This is a genomic window from Streptomyces sp. NPDC024698, from assembly GCF_055559015.1.
On the sequence record NZ_JBVHLK010000004.1, the window covers coordinates 467,434 to 481,996 of the forward strand.

Consider the following 14,563-nt stretch of genomic DNA (forward strand, 5'->3'; position numbering starts at 1 on the left):
GTGTTACCCGCGTTTACCTGTGAAGTTCCGTGGGAGCCGCCCTGGAGGTTCTCCGGTGCTCGTGTGGTGGAAGCGGTGCGCTCGGGCGCGGCCGCGCGGGTCCCGGGGTGGAGCCGACCCCGAGGAGGTGTCCACCGGAGGGTGGAGAACCCCTAGGGGGACCTCCGTACCAGGGCTCGGGGAGGGTTCGTCCCGCCGGAGGAGGAGACAGGCCGAAGCCGTTCCTAACCTGGTTCTACGTCGTCGGGGTCGCGCTCCGGTCGTGCGGACCGCACCCACGGGGGTGGGGTTTTCCCCAGCAGAAGACGGGGCCGTGCACCAGCGCGCACGACCCCCTCCCGACACCAGACTTGAAGGCACGGCCCGGCGACCGCGTCCCAACTGCGCGGACGTCCGCGGCCGGTCGCACCCGCTCGAAGACTTTCGCAGCCCGGCAGGTCCCCCTGCCGGCCGACTTAGGAGACATACCGTGACATCGGCTGTCAGCATTCCCAGGCACGAGGGCACTGGAGGGCGTACGGCCGTCGCCGCGCGGGCGCGACAGGTCGTCAAGGCGTACGGGTCGGGGGAGACGCGCGTCGTCGCCCTCGACCAGGTCGACGTGGACATCGCGCGGGGCCGGTTCACCGCGATCATGGGCCCCTCCGGGTCGGGCAAGTCCACCCTGATGCACTGCCTCGCCGGGCTCGACACCGTCACCTCCGGCCAGATCTTCCTGGACGAGACCGAGATCACCGGGCTCAAGGACAAGAAGCTGACGCAGCTGCGCCGGGACCGGATCGGCTTCATCTTCCAGGCGTTCAACCTGCTGCCGACGCTGAACGCCCTGGAGAACATCACGCTCCCGATGGACATCGCGGGCCGCAAGCCCGACCGGGCCTGGCTGAACCAGGTCGTGGAGACCGTCGGGCTCAGGGACCGGCTCAAGCACCGTCCGACCCAGCTCTCCGGCGGCCAGCAGCAGCGTGTTGCCGTGGCGCGGGCGCTGGCGGCCCGCCCCGAGATCATCTTCGGCGACGAGCCGACCGGAAACCTCGACTCCCGGGCCGGCGCCGAGGTGCTGGGCTTCCTGCGCCGCTCGGTGGACGAGCTCGGCCAGACCATCGTGATGGTCACGCACGACCCGGTGGCGGCCTCGTACGCGGACCGGGTGCTGTATCTCGCGGACGGCAGGATCGTCGACGAGATGCACCAGCCGACGGCCGATCAGGTCCTGGACCGCATGAAGGACTTCGACTCCCGCGGGCGGACGTCATGACCGTCCTCAGGACCTCGATGCGCAACTTCTTCGCGCACAAGGGACGCATGGCCCTGTCGGCCGTCGCCGTCCTGCTGTCGGTGGCCTTCGTCTGCGGCACGCTGGTGTTCAGCGACACGATGAACACGACGTTCGACAAGCTCTTCGCGGCCACCTCCTCCGATGTGACGGTGAGCGCCAAGAGCGCCTCGGACACCGGCGAGACGACGTCCGGCAACGGCAAGCCGCCGGTCATGCCCGCCTCGGTCCTCGCCCAGGTGCGGTCGGCGCCCGGCGTGAAGTCGGCGGAGGGCACCGTCTTCTCCAGCGCCGTGACCGTCGTCGACGCGCACAAGGACAGCCTCTCGCCCTCCAGCGGCGCGCCCACCATCGTCGGCAGCTGGAACGCCAACGAGGCCCGCACCATGAAGGTGACCTCCGGCGCGGCGCCCAGGGGCTCCGGCCAGGTGATGATCGACGCGGACACCGCCGACAAGCACCACCTGAAGCTCGGCGACGAGATCGGCGTGATCAGCGCGGTCGGCACCCACACCGCGAAGATCTCCGGCATCGCCACCTTCACCGTCACCAACCCCGGCGCGGCCATCTTCTACCTGGACACGCCGACCGCCCAGAAGACGCTCGTCGGGCAGAGCGGCGTCTACACGAACGTCAACGTCACCGCGGCCGCCGGCGTCGGCGACGCCCGGCTCAAGCAGGACGTGACGGCCGCGACCGGCGGCCACTACAAGGTGCAGACCGCCAAGGAGACCGCCGACGCCAACCGCAAGGACGTGGGCAGCTTCCTGGACGTCATGAAGTACGCGATGCTCGGCTTCGCCGGGATCGCCTTCCTGGTCGGCATCTTCCTCATCATCAACACCTTCTCGATGCTGGTCGCCCAGCGCACCCGCGAGATCGGTCTGATGCGGGCCATCGGCTCCAGCCGCAAGCAGGTCAACCGCTCGGTCCTGGCCGAGGCGCTGCTCCTCGGCGTGACCGGTTCGGTCCTCGGCGTCGGCGCGGGCATCGGCATCGCCGTCGGCCTGATGAAACTCATGAGCATGACCGGCATGAACCTGTCCACCGACGATCTGACGGTGGCCTGGACGACCCCGGTCATCGGCATGGTCCTCGGCGTCGTCGTCACGGTCCTGGCGGCCTATCTGCCCGCCCGCCGCGCCGGCAAGGTCTCCCCGATGGCCGCCCTGCGCGACGCCGGCGCCCCCGCCGACGCCAAGGCCGGTGTCGTACGGGCCGTGCTCGGCCTGCTCCTCACCGGCGCGGGCGGCTTCGCCCTCTACCTCGCCGCCGACGCGAGCAAGGCGAGCCAGGGCTCGATGTGGCTCGGACTCGGCGTGGTGCTGAGCCTGCTCGGGTTCGTCGTGATCGGCCCGCTGCTCGCGAGCGGTGTGGTGCGCGTCCTCGGCGCCGTCCTGCTGCGGGCCTTCGGACCGGTGGGACGCATGGCCGAGCGCAACGCCCTGCGCAACCCGCGCCGGACCGGCGCCACCGGCGCCGCCCTCATGATCGGCCTCGCGCTGGTCGCCTGCCTGTCGGTGGTCGGCTCCTCCATGGTCGCCTCCGCCACCGACCAGCTCGACAAGACGGTCGGCACGGACTTCATCATCCAGAACGACAAGGGGCAGCCGTTCACCCCGCAGGCCGTCCAGGCCGTGAAGAAGACGCCGGGGCTGGCCCGCGTCACCGAGTACAAGGCCACCGAGGCCGACTACACCACCCCCGACGGCAAGACGCTCAAGAACACCGACATCACGGCGGCCGACCCCTCGTACGCCACCGACCTGCGGACCAAGACGGTCGCCGGCAAGCTCCAGGACGCCTACCTGCCCGACTCGATGTCCGTGCACGAGAACTTCGCCAAGGCGCACGGCGTCCACCTCGGGTCGAAGATCAGGATCGCCTTCAAGGACGGCGCCACCGCGGACCTGACGGTCCGGGCCATCACCAGCAGCGACGCCGTCATCGACAAGGGCGCCAAGTACATCTCCATCGCCACGCTCGCCAAGTACGTGCCGGCCGACAAGATGCCGCTGGACGCCATGGTGTTCGCGTCGGCCAAGGACGGGCAGCAGGCCACCGCGTACAAGGCCCTGAAGTCCTCCCTGCACGACTACCCGCAGTACCAGGTGCGCGACCAGACCGACTACAAGCAGGCACTGAAGGACCAGATCGGCCAGATGCTGAACCTGATCTACGGCCTGCTGGCCCTCGCGATCATCGTCGCGGTCCTCGGTGTGGTGAACACGCTGGCCCTGTCCGTGGTCGAGCGCACCCGGGAGATCGGCCTGATGCGGGCCATCGGCCTCTCGCGCCGTCAGCTGCGCCGCATGATCCGTATGGAGTCGGTGGTCATCGCCCTCTTCGGCGCGCTGCTGGGCCTCGGCCTGGGCATGGGCTGGGGCGCGACCGCCCAGAAGCTCCTCGCCCTGGAGGGACTGAACGTCCTGGAGATCCCCTGGCCGACCATCATCGCGGTCTTCGTCGGCTCGGCCTTCGTGGGCCTGTTCGCCGCCCTGATCCCGGCGTTCCGGGCGGGCCGGATGAACGTCCTGAACGCGATCGCCACGGACTAGCCGTCCGGCGGGCGGTCGGAGGGGCCACCGTGGACGGGGGTCGCGGTGGCCCCGCGGGGCCCGGTCCGGGGAGAGACACTCTCCCCGGACCGGGCCCCGCGGCGCGTCCGGGGGCCGGGGCGTCGGCCGGACGGGGCCCGGCCTCCCGTGGACGGTCACGCGCGAGCGGGCCCGGAGTCGTAGGCTGGATGCCCCCGGCCCGTCCCACGTGTCGGGCGTCTCGCGTTGCCCACTCCCCGGGATGGAAGCCCTTCATGAGCCTGCACGGTCTGCTCGACGCCGTCGTCAAGGACGCCGCCCTCACGGAGGCGGTGAAGGCCGCCGCCGACGGCAACCGGAGGCATGTCGACCTGGTCGGCCCGCCCGCGGCCCGCCCGTTCGCCGTGGCCGCGCTCGCCCGCGAGACCGGCCGTACGGTCCTGGCGGTGACGGCCACCGGCCGCGAGGCCGAGGACCTGGCCGCCGCCCTGCGCTCCCTGCTCCCGCCGGACGGCGTCGCGGAGTACCCCTCCTGGGAGACGCTGCCCCACGAGCGGCTCTCCCCCCGCTCCGACACCGTCGGCAGGCGCCTCGCCATCCTGCGGCGCCTGGCCCACCCGCGCCCCGACGACCCCGAGACCGGCCCGGTCTCCGTCGTCGTGGCCCCCATCCGCTCCGTTCTCCAGCCGCAGGTCAAGGGCCTGGGCGACCTGGAACCCGTCATCCTGCGCACCGGCGTGAGCGCCGACCTGGGCGAGACCGTCGAGGCGCTCGCGGCAGCCGCGTACTCCCGCGTCGAACTCGTGGAGAAGCGCGGCGAGTTCGCGGTCCGCGGCGGCATCCTGGATGTCTTCCCCCCCACCGAGGAGCACCCGCTGCGCGTGGAGTTCTGGGGCGACGACGTCGAGGAGATCCGCTACTTCAAGATCGCGGACCAGCGCTCGCTGGAGGTCGCCGAACACGGGCTGTGGGCGCCGCCCTGCCGCGAACTGCTGCTCACCGAGGACGTGCGGGCAAGGGCGGAGGCCCTCGCCGAGGCCCACCCTGAGCTCGGTGAACTCCTCGGCAAGATCGCCGAGGGCATCGCCGTGGAGGGCATGGAATCGCTCGCCCCGGTCCTCGTCGACGACATGGAACTGCTCCTCGACGTCCTGCCCGAGGGCGCGATGACGGTCGTGTGCGACCCCGAGCGGGTACGGACCCGGGCCTCCGACCTCGTCGCGACCTCGCAGGAGTTCCTCCAGGCCTCCTGGGCGGCCACGGCGGGCGGCGGTGAGGCGCCCATCGACGTCGGCGCGGCCTCCCTGTGGTCCATCGCGGACGTACGGGACCGGGCGCGCGAGCTGGACATGATGTGGTGGTCGGTGTCGCCGTTCGCCGCCGACGGAGAACTGACAGACGCCTACGCCGGCGGGGTGGGGGACACCCTCAAGCTGGGCATGCACGCCCCCGAGACCTACCGCGGCGACACCGCCCGCGCGCTCGCCGACACCAAGGGCTGGCTGGCCGAGGGCTGGCACACGGTCTACGTCACCGAGGCGCACGGCCCGGCCGCCCGCACCGTCGAGGTACTCGGCGGCGAGGGCATCGCCGCCCGCCTCGACATCGACCTCGCCGACATCGGCCCCTCCGTCGTGCACGTGGCGTGCGGCTCCATCGACTACGGCTTCGTCGACCCGGCGCTGCGGCTCGCCGTCCTGACCGAGACCGACCTCTCCGGCCAGAAGGCGGCCGGCAAGGACGGCGCCCGGATGCCGGCCCGCCGCCGCAAGACGATCGACCCGCTGACCCTGGAGACCGGCGACTACATCGTCCACGAACAGCACGGGGTCGGCCGCTACATCGAGATGGTGCAGCGCACCGTCCAGACCGCGACCCGCGAGTACCTGGTCGTCGAGTACGCCCCCGCCAAGCGCGGCCAGCCGGGCGACCGCCTCTACATCCCCACCGACCAGCTGGAGCAGATCACCAAGTACGTCGGCGGCGAGGCCCCGACGATGCACCGCCTGGGCGGCGCCGACTGGACCAAGACCAAGGCGCGCGCCAAGAAGGCGGTCAAGGAGATCGCCGCGGACCTGATCAAGCTGTACTCGGCGCGGATGGCGGCCCCGGGCCACGCGTTCGGCGCCGACACGCCCTGGCAGCGCGAGCTGGAGGACGCGTTCCCGTACGCGGAGACCCCCGACCAGCTCACCACGATCGCCGAGGTCAAGGAGGACATGGAGAAGACGGTCCCGATGGACCGCCTGATCTGCGGCGACGTCGGCTACGGCAAGACGGAGATCGCGGTCCGCGCCGCGTTCAAGGCGGTGCAGGACGGCAAGCAGGTGGCGGTCCTGGTCCCGACGACCCTGCTGGTGCAGCAGCACTTCGGCACGTTCTCCGAGCGCTACTCGCAGTTCCCGGTCAACGTCCGCGCCCTGTCCCGCTTCCAGACGGACACCGAGGCCAAGGCGGTCCTGGAGGGGCTGCGCGAGGGCTCGGTCGACCTCGTCATCGGCACCCACCGCCTGTTCTCCTCGGAGACCAGGTTCAAGGACCTCGGCCTGGTCATCGTCGACGAGGAGCAGCGCTTCGGCGTCGAGCACAAGGAGCAGCTGAAGAAGCTCCGCGCCAACGTCGACGTCCTGACCATGTCCGCCACCCCCATCCCCCGTACGCTCGAAATGGCGGTGACCGGCATCCGGGAGATGTCCACGATCACCACCCCGCCGGAGGAACGGCACCCGGTGCTGACCTTCGTCGGCCCGTACGAGGAGAAGCAGATCGGCGCCGCGATCCGCCGTGAACTGCTGCGTGAGGGCCAGGTCTTCTACATCCACAACCGGGTCGAGTCCATCGACCGTGCGGCCGCCCGCCTGCGCGAGATCGTCCCGGAGGCGCGGATCGCCACGGCCCACGGCCAGATGTCGGAGCAGGCCCTCGAACAGGTGGTCGTCGACTTCTGGGAGAAGAAGTTCGACGTCCTGGTCTCCACGACGATCGTCGAGTCGGGCATCGACATCTCGAACGCCAACACGCTGATCGTGGAGCGCGGCGACAACTTCGGCCTGTCGCAACTGCACCAGCTGCGCGGCCGGGTCGGCCGTGGCCGCGAACGCGGCTACGCCTACTTCCTGTACCCGCCGGAGAAGCCCCTCACCGAGACCGCCCACGAACGCCTCGCCACGATCGCCCAGCACACCGAGATGGGCGCGGGCATGTACGTGGCGATGAAGGACCTGGAGATCCGCGGCGCGGGCAATCTCCTCGGCGGCGAGCAGTCGGGCCACATCGCCGGGGTCGGCTTCGACCTGTACGTGCGCATGGTGGGCGAGGCGGTCGCGGACTACCGCGCCTCCCTTGAGGGCGGGGTGGAGGAGGAGCCGCCGCTGGAGGTCAAGATCGAGCTTCCGGTCGACGCGCACGTCCCGCACGAGTACGCGCCGGGCGAGCGGCTGCGCCTCCAGGCGTATCGCTCCATCGCCTCCGCGAACACGGAGGAGGACGTCAAGGCCGTACGCGAGGAACTCGTCGACCGCTACGGCAAGTTGCCGGAGCCGGTCGAGAACCTGCTCCTGGTGGCGGGCCTCAGGATGCTCGCGCGGGCCTGCGGGGTCGGCGAGATCGTCCTCCAGGGCAACAACGTTCGCTTCGCGCCGGTGGAGTTGAGGGAGTCGCAGGAGCTGCGCCTCAAGCGCCTGTACCCGGGGACCGTCATCAAGCCCACGGCCCACCAGGTCCTCGTCCCGCGCCCGAAGACCGCGCGAGTCGGCGGAAAGCCCCTGGTGGGACGCGAACTGCTCGGCTGGACCGGGGAGTTCCTGGCCACGGTGCTGGGGTCCTAGGCGGACGGCGCACCGGTGGGGGAGGGGGCCGGAGGGCGGAACAGCAGGCTCGTCAAGGACTCGAAGACCTCGGCGGGGTCCTCCGCGCCCACCTGGCCGTCCAGGTGGTGACCGATCAGCAGGGTGGCGAAGCCGTGGGCGAGTGACCAGGCCGCGATGCCGGCGAAGTGGGTGTCGGCGCCGCGGCCTTCGGCGGGCGGTGCGGAGACGGCGTCCCGCAGCCGCCGGACGGCGAGGGTCCGGGCCGTCGTCAGCTCCAGGTCGTCCGCGCGGAGCGGCTCCGGGGAGAACATCACCTGGAAGTGGGCGGGATGCTCGCGCGCGAAGCGTACGTAGCGCCCGCCCGCGTCGCGCACGTCGCCCGCGCCGTCGAGCGCCGTGGCGAGAAGGCCGAAGCCCTCGGCCGCGACGGCCGTGAGCAGCCCGGCGCGGTCCTTGAAGTGGTAGGCGGGAGCGGCGTGGGAGACGCCCGCGCGCCGGGCCAGATCACGCAGGCTCACCGCGGAGGCTCCCTCGGCGGCGATGACGTCGAGAGCGGCGCCGAGGATCGCGCGCCGCAGGTCCCCGTGGTGGTACGGACGCGCCGGACCGCTCGTCTTCACGGGATCCATGACAGCAGCGTACGCCGTATCTAGGCATTGCCAAGTTCTGGGCCGCGGGTGCCCCGGGAGCGGGGGCGCCGGCCGGACCGGACGGAACCGGCCCCACCCGGCGGGGATGCCGTGGTGGGGCCTGGAGGGGATGGCGCTCGAAGCGTTCCGGCTACTGCTGCGGGGGCCGGTCGCGGTCCATGCCCATCGAGCCTTCCGCCTTCTGCTGCGCGTCGTCGACCTTGTCCGAGTATTTGTCGCCGGTCTTCTTGTTGACCTGCTTCTCGGCGGCGTCGGACATGTCCGCTGCTTTGTCCTGCGCAGCCCGGTTGTGCTTGAACTTGTCGAAGATGCCCATCCAGAGCTCCTTCCCGGGTGACTCACGACCGACGATACGCCCGGCGTGCACCTCTTGCCCAACGATGCCTGGTATGGCCGGGGATTGCGGGCCACTACCTTGGGCAGACGGGAATCACGTCCGATCGGGGCGGACCGGGGAGGCGAAGGGGAGGGACGCCGTGCTGCGTCTGAGGGGTGGGGCGGTCGCCGCCGCGCTGGTGGTGCTCGTCATGGGTGCCGGAGTCAGCGGCTGCAAGAAGGACGCCCTGGGTTCGGCGGGGCCGCAGGAGACCGCGGCCGGTGGCGGCGGCGCGGCTCTCACCGCCGTGGACTCGCTGACCGTCAAGGGGCGCGCGCCCAAGACCGGGTACACCAGGGAGCGGTTCGGCACGGCCTGGGCCGACACCGACGCGAACCGGTGCGACACCCGTGACGACATCCTCAAGCGGGACCTGGAGGACGTGAAGTTCAGCGACGGAAAGTGCAGGGTGTCCGGCGGGGCGCTCCGGCCCGATCCGTACGGCGGCCAGGACGTCACGTTCGTCCGCGGGCGCAGCCTGGTCGACATCGACCACCTCGTCGCGCTCTCGGACGCCTGGCAGACGGGCGCCAAGTACTGGGACGCGCGCAAGCGGATAGCGCTGGCCAACGACCCGCTCAACCTGCGGGCCGTGGGCGCGAGCGCCAATCGCAGCAAGGGCGACGGCGACACCGCGACCTGGCTCCCGCCGAACAAGACGTACCGCTGCACGTATGTCGCCGCGCAGGTCGCGGTGAAGAAGAAGTACGCGCTGTGGGTCACCGCCGCCGAGAAGGCGGCCATGAAGAAGGTCCTGGCGGGCTGCCCCGGCCAGAAACTCCCCTCGGGCGGCAACCCGACGGAGGCTCCGGCCCGGTTCCACGCGAAGTGAACCGAGCCCGCGCCGCTCAGTCCAGGGCGAGCAACAGGCGGGACAGCGTGCGCAGTTCGTCGTCGGGGTGGTCCTGGCCCGAGAGAGGGGTGTCGGTGACCAGGCGTTCCGGAGAGGCGATGTAGGCGCGGAGGGCGGGGTGGAGGTCCTTCGGTGAACGGCCCGTCGCGACCAGGGCCTTGAGGGCGCCGAGGCCGACCGGCGTGGGTCCGGCCAGGGCGGCGAGGACGGGGACCGCCCGGTCCGGTGAGCCGGTCAGCCAGTGGTGGGCCTCGGCGGCCGCCTTGCGGGTCCAGTCGTGGCCGGCTTCCAGCAGGGGCTCGACGAGGGGGAGCAGCGGAGCGGCGGCGGGGCCCATCGGCTCCAGGCCGCTCAGATACCAGTGGGTCTGGCCCTGGGACGAGAGCAGCGCCTCGTAGGTGCGCAGCGCGGTGTCGGGGTCACCGGTCACCTGGTGGTGGGCCACTGCCGCCGACGCCCGCAGTGAGGGGTCGCCGCTCCGCGTCGCTTCGAGCAGGAGGCCGGTGATCTCCGGTGTGCGCACGCCGTTGGCGCCGAGTCGGCGGGCGGCGACGATGGCCGCGCGGCGGGTCCTGAGGCAGGCGGTCAGTTCGGGCTGGGCCGCCTGGGCCGCGGTGCCGAACGGGGTCAGGGCCTGGACCAGCGCGATGCCGTCGTTGCCGGTGGCGCCCGCGGCCAGCTCGCGCCGGATCACGGGTATCAGCCGCTCGGCGGCTTCCGGGAAGTGCCGTGCCGCCGCCGCGAGCAGCCGGGGGCCGGGGCGATCGAGTACCAGGTCCAGGGCGCGCGGGTCGCGGGAGCGCACCAGCGCGAGGAGCGCGGGTTCGGCCGCCTCGCCGTCGGCCCCGGCGCGTTCGTGGAGCGCGTCCCGGAGGGCCGCGTCCGGCTCGGGCAGGCACTCGACCCAGTAGCCGATCGTGCGCAGCAGGGAGGTGGGCTTGCCCTGGTGGGGCAGCGCGGCCGTCAACAGGTCCAGGACGTCACGCTCGCGGTCGCGCCACTTCTCGGCGATGCCTCCGGCCAGCCAGGAACCGCGCGAGCCGATGTCCCCGGCCGCGATCCAGCGGGCGGCCACGGTGAGGGCGGCGTCCGGTTCCCGGGTGAGCAGGTCGCTGAGCCGTTCCCCCCGCGTGCTGGTGTCCGGCCAGGGGAACTCGTCCTCTCCGGGGTCGGGTTCGGCACCGTCCTCGGCGAAGACCTCCACGAGTTCCGGTGCGTACGGCGGACCGGACCGTTCGGCGCTCAACTGGGCCGCGGCGAGCCGCACCTCGGGCAGCGGGCTGTCCAGGGGTTCCAGGACCCGGCCGAAGCGGTTCAGGACCACCAGGGCGTCCGCCCGCACCGCCGGGACGGGATCGTCGGCGTAGAGCGCTTCGACCTGCTCGGCGGCCAGGCCCCGCAGGCCGGGCGACAGCCGGTCGGCCACGGCCGCGACCGTCCGCAGCGCGGCCCGGCGCACCCCGCGCTCCGGGTCCCCGAGGCACGGCAGCAACTCAGGGAGCACCACGCAGAGTTCCGCGCAGACCGCGGCGACATCGCTGGCGGGCCAGTGCGGCGATTCGGCGAACGCGGGGTCGTGGCCGGCGAGGACGGCGAGCAGCATCAGCAGGTCCTCGCGCTTGCCCGGCGTGTGCAGGGCGGCGTGGGCGAGGAAGGGGACCGCCGGTGCCGAGGCCTCGTAGATCGTGCCCTGGTGGTGGATATTGCCGTAGAGCTCGTAGATCGCCTCGCTCGCGGCTTCCTCGTCGTCGCCGTACAGCGCCCTGATCAGCTCGGGAACGTCCTCGGCGGGGCCGTAGGCGTGGGTCAGCTCGGACCACCGGACGGCGTCCAGCTCGGCCGGAGATCTCATGCGCGCTCCTCGATCGATCAGGTGCGCCGACCCTACCGACCCCGTCCGACAACGGGCGCGGTCCGCAGGGCGGCTATGAGATCACCGAGCTGCCGCGCCCCGGTGACCAGCACGGCCTCCGGCACATCGCTCTCGCGGAGGAGGATCGTTCCGGCGGGGGTGCCGGCCACGTAGACGCAGTCCGAACCGTCGGGGCTGAACGTGGACTTCTGCCAGGTGTACGGGGTTATGGAGGGCACCGCTCACAGGCTCCGGATGACGTTGTTGACGAGGTCGCGGGTGGGCTTGGGCTCGAGGGCGACGGTTTCCATGCGGTCGAGGATAGTTCGGTACTTCGCCAACTGGGCTTGTGCGTCGAGGAAGTCACAGCCGTGGTGGGTGTCGAGCTGGACGGTGTCGAGGTGAGGGTCGCTGCCGTGCACGTAGTTGATCGACTGCCCGTTTCCGGGGAAGCCCCCACAGGTGTAGGGGATCACCCGGAGCGTGATGTGGTCCTCCTCGCTGAGGGCGAGGAGATGTGTCAACTGGTCCCGGGCGGTGGCCGGTCCGCCGTACTGGATGTGCAGGGCCGACTCGTGGAGCAGCGCGGTGTACGGCGGGGGTTCGGCGCGGTGCAGGACCGTCTGGCGCTTGATGCGGTGCGAGAGCCGGTGCTCGATCTCGTAGGCGCGGAAGGCGGGAACGGCCTCCCGCAGCATGGCCCGCGTGTGGTCGGGGGTTTGGAGGAGGGCCGGGATGTGGATGGCCAGGGAGACCCTCAACCGTGATGCGTGGTGCTCGAGTTCGGCGAGGTCGACCAGGTCGGCGGGCAGGTGGTCGCGGTAGTCGTCCCACCATCCGCGGGTCCGCCGTCCGGTCATCGCCGTGAGGGCGTCGAGCAGCGGTTCGTCCGCACAGTCGTAGGCGCGCGCGACGGCGCGTACGCGGTCGGCGCTCACCGGGTAGCGGCCGGCCTCGATCATGCTGAGCCGCGCCTGCTGCAAGCCCAGTCCGGCCGCCGCCTCGGTCGAGGTGAACCCTGCGTGCTCGCGGAGCTTGCGCAGTTCGATGCCGAGGCGACGTTGCCGCAGCGTCGGGGTGTTGGTGGGCGGCACTGCCGTTCCTCTCGTCGGGCGACGGATCGGCTCCGGTCCCTCACACGGGTGAATCCGCCGGGATTATCACGGTGAAGGTAGCAGGGCTATTACTTTTAGCCCTACGGTCGGAGAGTCCAAGTCGCTCGACTCCGCCCGCCCGTAAGCCGGAAGCGCATCGCAGCCGCGACATGCCACCGCCCGGCCGGACTGGTAGAGCGCACCCGAATACCCCCGCCGCAGGAGGCGTTCATGGTCACCGTATCCCCGCAGAAGTCCGATGCGTCCCCCTCTTGGGCGTACGCCCTCCAGCTCCCGCACGATCCGCTCGCGCCCCGCGTCGCCCGGGTCACCCTCAGGGCTGTTCTCGGCGGGTACGGGATGGACGCCGTCTCCGACGCGGCCGAGTTGCTGGCCTCGGAGCTCGTCACCAACGCCTACCGGCACTCGGGCGGCCCCGCGACGCTGCGGCTCCGGGCCCTCGACGGGGGCCGGCTGCGGATCAGTGTCCGGGACGGCGACCCGCGCATCCCGCCCCCGTTCGACAGGCGGCACGGCGTGCTCGGTCCCGTACCGGTCGAAGCGGGCGGCGGGCGTGGGCTGTTCCTCGTGTGCCACTACGCGGACGCCTGGGGCGGCCATCCGCTCGGGGACGATCTGTTCGGCCGGAACGGGAAGGTGCTGTGGTGCGAGGTGGGGCCGCCGTGGGGGGGTGGCCCCGGAACGGGTCGGCGCGTGACCGGCGGCGCGGTCACCGCCTTCGCCGACGCCCTGCCCGCCGAGCGGGACGCGGTCCTCGGCGGGTTCATCGACGTACTCGCCGGGCCGCCGGCCCATCCGGTGATCGGGGTCCAGCGCGGGACCCGGCGAGGCGCGGCCCGGTGAGGGCGGGCCGCCTGGTGTCAGCGCAGGTAGGGGTTGCCGGCACCCTGGCCCGGCCACGGGGCCGGAACCGCGCCGGCCATGGCGTTGCGCGGGGTGGGCTTGTCGAACAGGGGGCCCACCAGCAGCCACACGGCGACGGCGAAGGTGGTGAGGGCGACCAGGCCCAGGGCCCCGTCTCCCCTGTCCGCCGGGACGTTCGCCAGCGACAGCGACCCCACCTCGTACAGCGCGAACGCGATGAAGGCGCCCCAGTCGGACCCGCGCCCGCGGCGGATCGCCACGTACAGGAACGGCACCCACACCAGCAGACCGAACGATCCGACCGCCAGCACCGACCACGCCAGCCGCTGGAACCAGCCGGCTTCCAAGCGCTTGTCCATCACACCCCCGAAGACCCCACGAACCCCCGAGAGGAATCCCGGGCCCCCGAGAAACCGCTCGGGGGCGCCATGTTCCCATCCCCTGCGTCACGCGTGCGCGTGTTCCCCCTTCAGAGAGGTCACGATCCGGGCGGTCAGCTTCTTCGCCGTGGCCGCGCCGTTGTCGTGTCCGTCCGTGGACATCACCGAGACGATGTCCGTCCCGGACTGCGCCGCGATCAGCGTCGAGCCGTTCTGCCAGGCGCTGTTGGTCAGTGTGATCGTGTAGGCGGCGTCACCGAGACCCGCGGTGTCCGCGCCGGTGACCTTCACCTTGGTGTGCGTGTCCGAGTCGGTGTAGCCGGCGCAGGCGGCGACGGCCTTCTTCAGATGCGCCATCACCGTCGTCGCGGTCGTACCGCGGAAGGTGTCGACCTCCTGGGCGATGTCCTCGGACGTGTTCTTGCTGACGTAGTCGTTCTGGGCGAAGGAGACCCCCGCGTCACCGGTGATCGATATCCAGCTGGTGCCACCGAGAAGGGAGCAGTCGGGCTTCGCCGCGGGGGCGGAGCTCGGTGCCGTGTACATGGGGCCGGAGTCCCGTGCGCCCTTCGGGTCGACCGCGAAACCGGCGGCGAAGAAGGAGGCGGGCGCCAGCGTCTTCTTGAGCCGCGCGCCGGTCAGCAGACCGGCGTTCGGGTCCTTGGACGCCTTGGTCGCGGTGGCGGAAGAGGACGAGGTGCCGCTCGCGGAGGAGCAGGCCGTCAGGGCGAGCGGGAGAACGGCGGCGACGAGCACTGCCTTGGCCGCGCGGGAGGGATGACGCATCGGAATCTGTCCTTCGAGGTGAGGCCGGAACGGGCCGGGTGTCCGTTCGGGCAGGGCTTTCGGCT

Annotated in this window: 12 protein-coding genes; 5 read left to right on the plus strand and 7 right to left on the minus strand. The window is 71.6% G+C overall.

What is annotated here, in order from left to right; genetic code table 11:
* Positions 1-469: 469 nt before the first annotated feature.
* The 3 genes from ACZ4AA_RS13015 (at position 470) to mfd (ending at position 7,640) form a co-directional block, all read left to right on the plus strand.
* Positions 470-1,258 (plus strand): ABC transporter ATP-binding protein, encoded by a 789-nt coding sequence (locus ACZ4AA_RS13015; RefSeq protein WP_467600027.1) that lies wholly within the window; start codon positions 470-472, stop codon positions 1,256-1,258.
* Positions 1,255-3,834: an ABC transporter permease gene (locus tag ACZ4AA_RS13020; protein ID WP_467600030.1), complete on the plus strand. Its 2,580-nt coding sequence runs from the start codon at positions 1,255-1,257 to the stop codon at positions 3,832-3,834. The genes ACZ4AA_RS13015 and ACZ4AA_RS13020 overlap by 4 nt, the downstream gene beginning before the upstream one ends.
* 254 nt (positions 3,835-4,088) lie before the next feature.
* Positions 4,089-7,640, plus strand: a complete 3,552-nt coding sequence (gene mfd, locus ACZ4AA_RS13025; RefSeq protein WP_467600033.1) for a transcription-repair coupling factor — start codon at positions 4,089-4,091, stop codon at positions 7,638-7,640.
* Here the strand turns inward: mfd and ACZ4AA_RS13030 are convergent.
* Positions 7,637-8,251: a TetR/AcrR family transcriptional regulator gene (locus ACZ4AA_RS13030; RefSeq protein WP_467600036.1), complete on the minus strand. Its 615-nt coding sequence runs from the start codon at positions 8,249-8,251 to the stop codon at positions 7,637-7,639. The genes mfd and ACZ4AA_RS13030 overlap by 4 nt on opposite strands.
* A 151-nt stretch (positions 8,252-8,402) precedes the next feature.
* Complete coding sequence (locus tag ACZ4AA_RS13035) at positions 8,403-8,588, minus strand: Rv0909 family putative TA system antitoxin (RefSeq protein ID WP_467600039.1); 186 nt, start codon at positions 8,586-8,588, stop codon at positions 8,403-8,405.
* A gap of 160 nt (positions 8,589-8,748) precedes the next feature.
* On the opposite strand from ACZ4AA_RS13035, the gene ACZ4AA_RS13040 reads away from it, so the two are divergent.
* Positions 8,749-9,480, plus strand: a complete 732-nt coding sequence (locus ACZ4AA_RS13040) for an HNH endonuclease family protein (protein WP_467600042.1) — start codon at positions 8,749-8,751, stop codon at positions 9,478-9,480.
* A 16-nt stretch (positions 9,481-9,496) separates the two neighbouring features.
* On the opposite strand, the gene ACZ4AA_RS13045 is transcribed toward ACZ4AA_RS13040, so the two are convergent.
* The 3 genes from ACZ4AA_RS13045 to ACZ4AA_RS13055 are packed head-to-tail and all read right to left on the minus strand — an operon-like array spanning position 9,497 to position 12,447.
* Positions 9,497-11,353, minus strand: coding sequence for a hypothetical protein (locus ACZ4AA_RS13045; RefSeq protein ID WP_467600045.1), 1,857 nt, complete (start codon positions 11,351-11,353; stop codon positions 9,497-9,499).
* A gap of 32 nt (positions 11,354-11,385) precedes the next feature.
* Entirely contained in the window at positions 11,386-11,592 is a 207-nt protein-coding gene (locus ACZ4AA_RS13050; RefSeq protein WP_467600048.1) for a DUF397 domain-containing protein, read from the minus strand.
* 3 nt (positions 11,593-11,595) lie between these two features.
* A complete protein-coding gene (locus ACZ4AA_RS13055; protein ID WP_467600051.1) occupies positions 11,596-12,447 on the minus strand; it encodes a helix-turn-helix domain-containing protein in 852 nt (283 codons plus the stop codon).
* Positions 12,448-12,678: 231 nt separating this feature from the next.
* Here ACZ4AA_RS13055 and ACZ4AA_RS13060 point away from each other — a divergent pair, with 231 nt between their 5' ends.
* Positions 12,679-13,311: an ATP-binding protein gene (locus ACZ4AA_RS13060; protein ID WP_467600054.1), complete on the plus strand. Its 633-nt coding sequence runs from the start codon at positions 12,679-12,681 to the stop codon at positions 13,309-13,311.
* A gap of 17 nt (positions 13,312-13,328) precedes the next feature.
* Here the strand turns inward: ACZ4AA_RS13060 and ACZ4AA_RS13065 are convergent, their stop codons facing one another.
* Both ACZ4AA_RS13065 and ACZ4AA_RS13070 read right to left on the minus strand, forming a co-directional pair.
* A complete protein-coding gene (locus ACZ4AA_RS13065) occupies positions 13,329-13,691 on the minus strand; it encodes a hypothetical protein (protein ID WP_467600057.1) in 363 nt (120 codons plus the stop codon).
* A gap of 87 nt (positions 13,692-13,778) precedes the next feature.
* Positions 13,779-14,498 carry a hypothetical protein gene (locus tag ACZ4AA_RS13070; protein ID WP_467600059.1) on the minus strand — a complete coding sequence of 240 codons (720 nt, stop codon included), beginning with the start codon at positions 14,496-14,498 and terminating at the stop codon, positions 13,779-13,781.
* Positions 14,499-14,563 lie beyond the last annotated feature (65 nt).

Coding starts and splice junctions, on each gene's coding strand:
- ACZ4AA_RS13020 (WP_467600030.1), top strand. CDS start 1,255: ATGACCGTCCTCAGGACCTCGATGCGCAACTTCTTCGCGCACAAGGGA.
- mfd (WP_467600033.1), top strand. CDS start 4,089: ATGAGCCTGCACGGTCTGCTCGACGCCGTCGTCAAGGACGCCGCCCTC.
- ACZ4AA_RS13030 (WP_467600036.1), bottom strand. CDS start 8,251: ATGGATCCCGTGAAGACGAGCGGTCCGGCGCGTCCGTACCACCACGGG.
- ACZ4AA_RS13035 (WP_467600039.1), bottom strand. CDS start 8,588: ATGGGCATCTTCGACAAGTTCAAGCACAACCGGGCTGCGCAGGACAAA.
- ACZ4AA_RS13045 (WP_467600045.1), bottom strand. CDS start 11,353: ATGAGATCTCCGGCCGAGCTGGACGCCGTCCGGTGGTCCGAGCTGACC.
- ACZ4AA_RS13060 (WP_467600054.1), top strand. CDS start 12,679: ATGGTCACCGTATCCCCGCAGAAGTCCGATGCGTCCCCCTCTTGGGCG.
- ACZ4AA_RS13065 (WP_467600057.1), bottom strand. CDS start 13,691: ATGGACAAGCGCTTGGAAGCCGGCTGGTTCCAGCGGCTGGCGTGGTCG.
- ACZ4AA_RS13070 (WP_467600059.1), bottom strand. CDS start 14,498: ATGCGTCATCCCTCCCGCGCGGCCAAGGCAGTGCTCGTCGCCGCCGTT.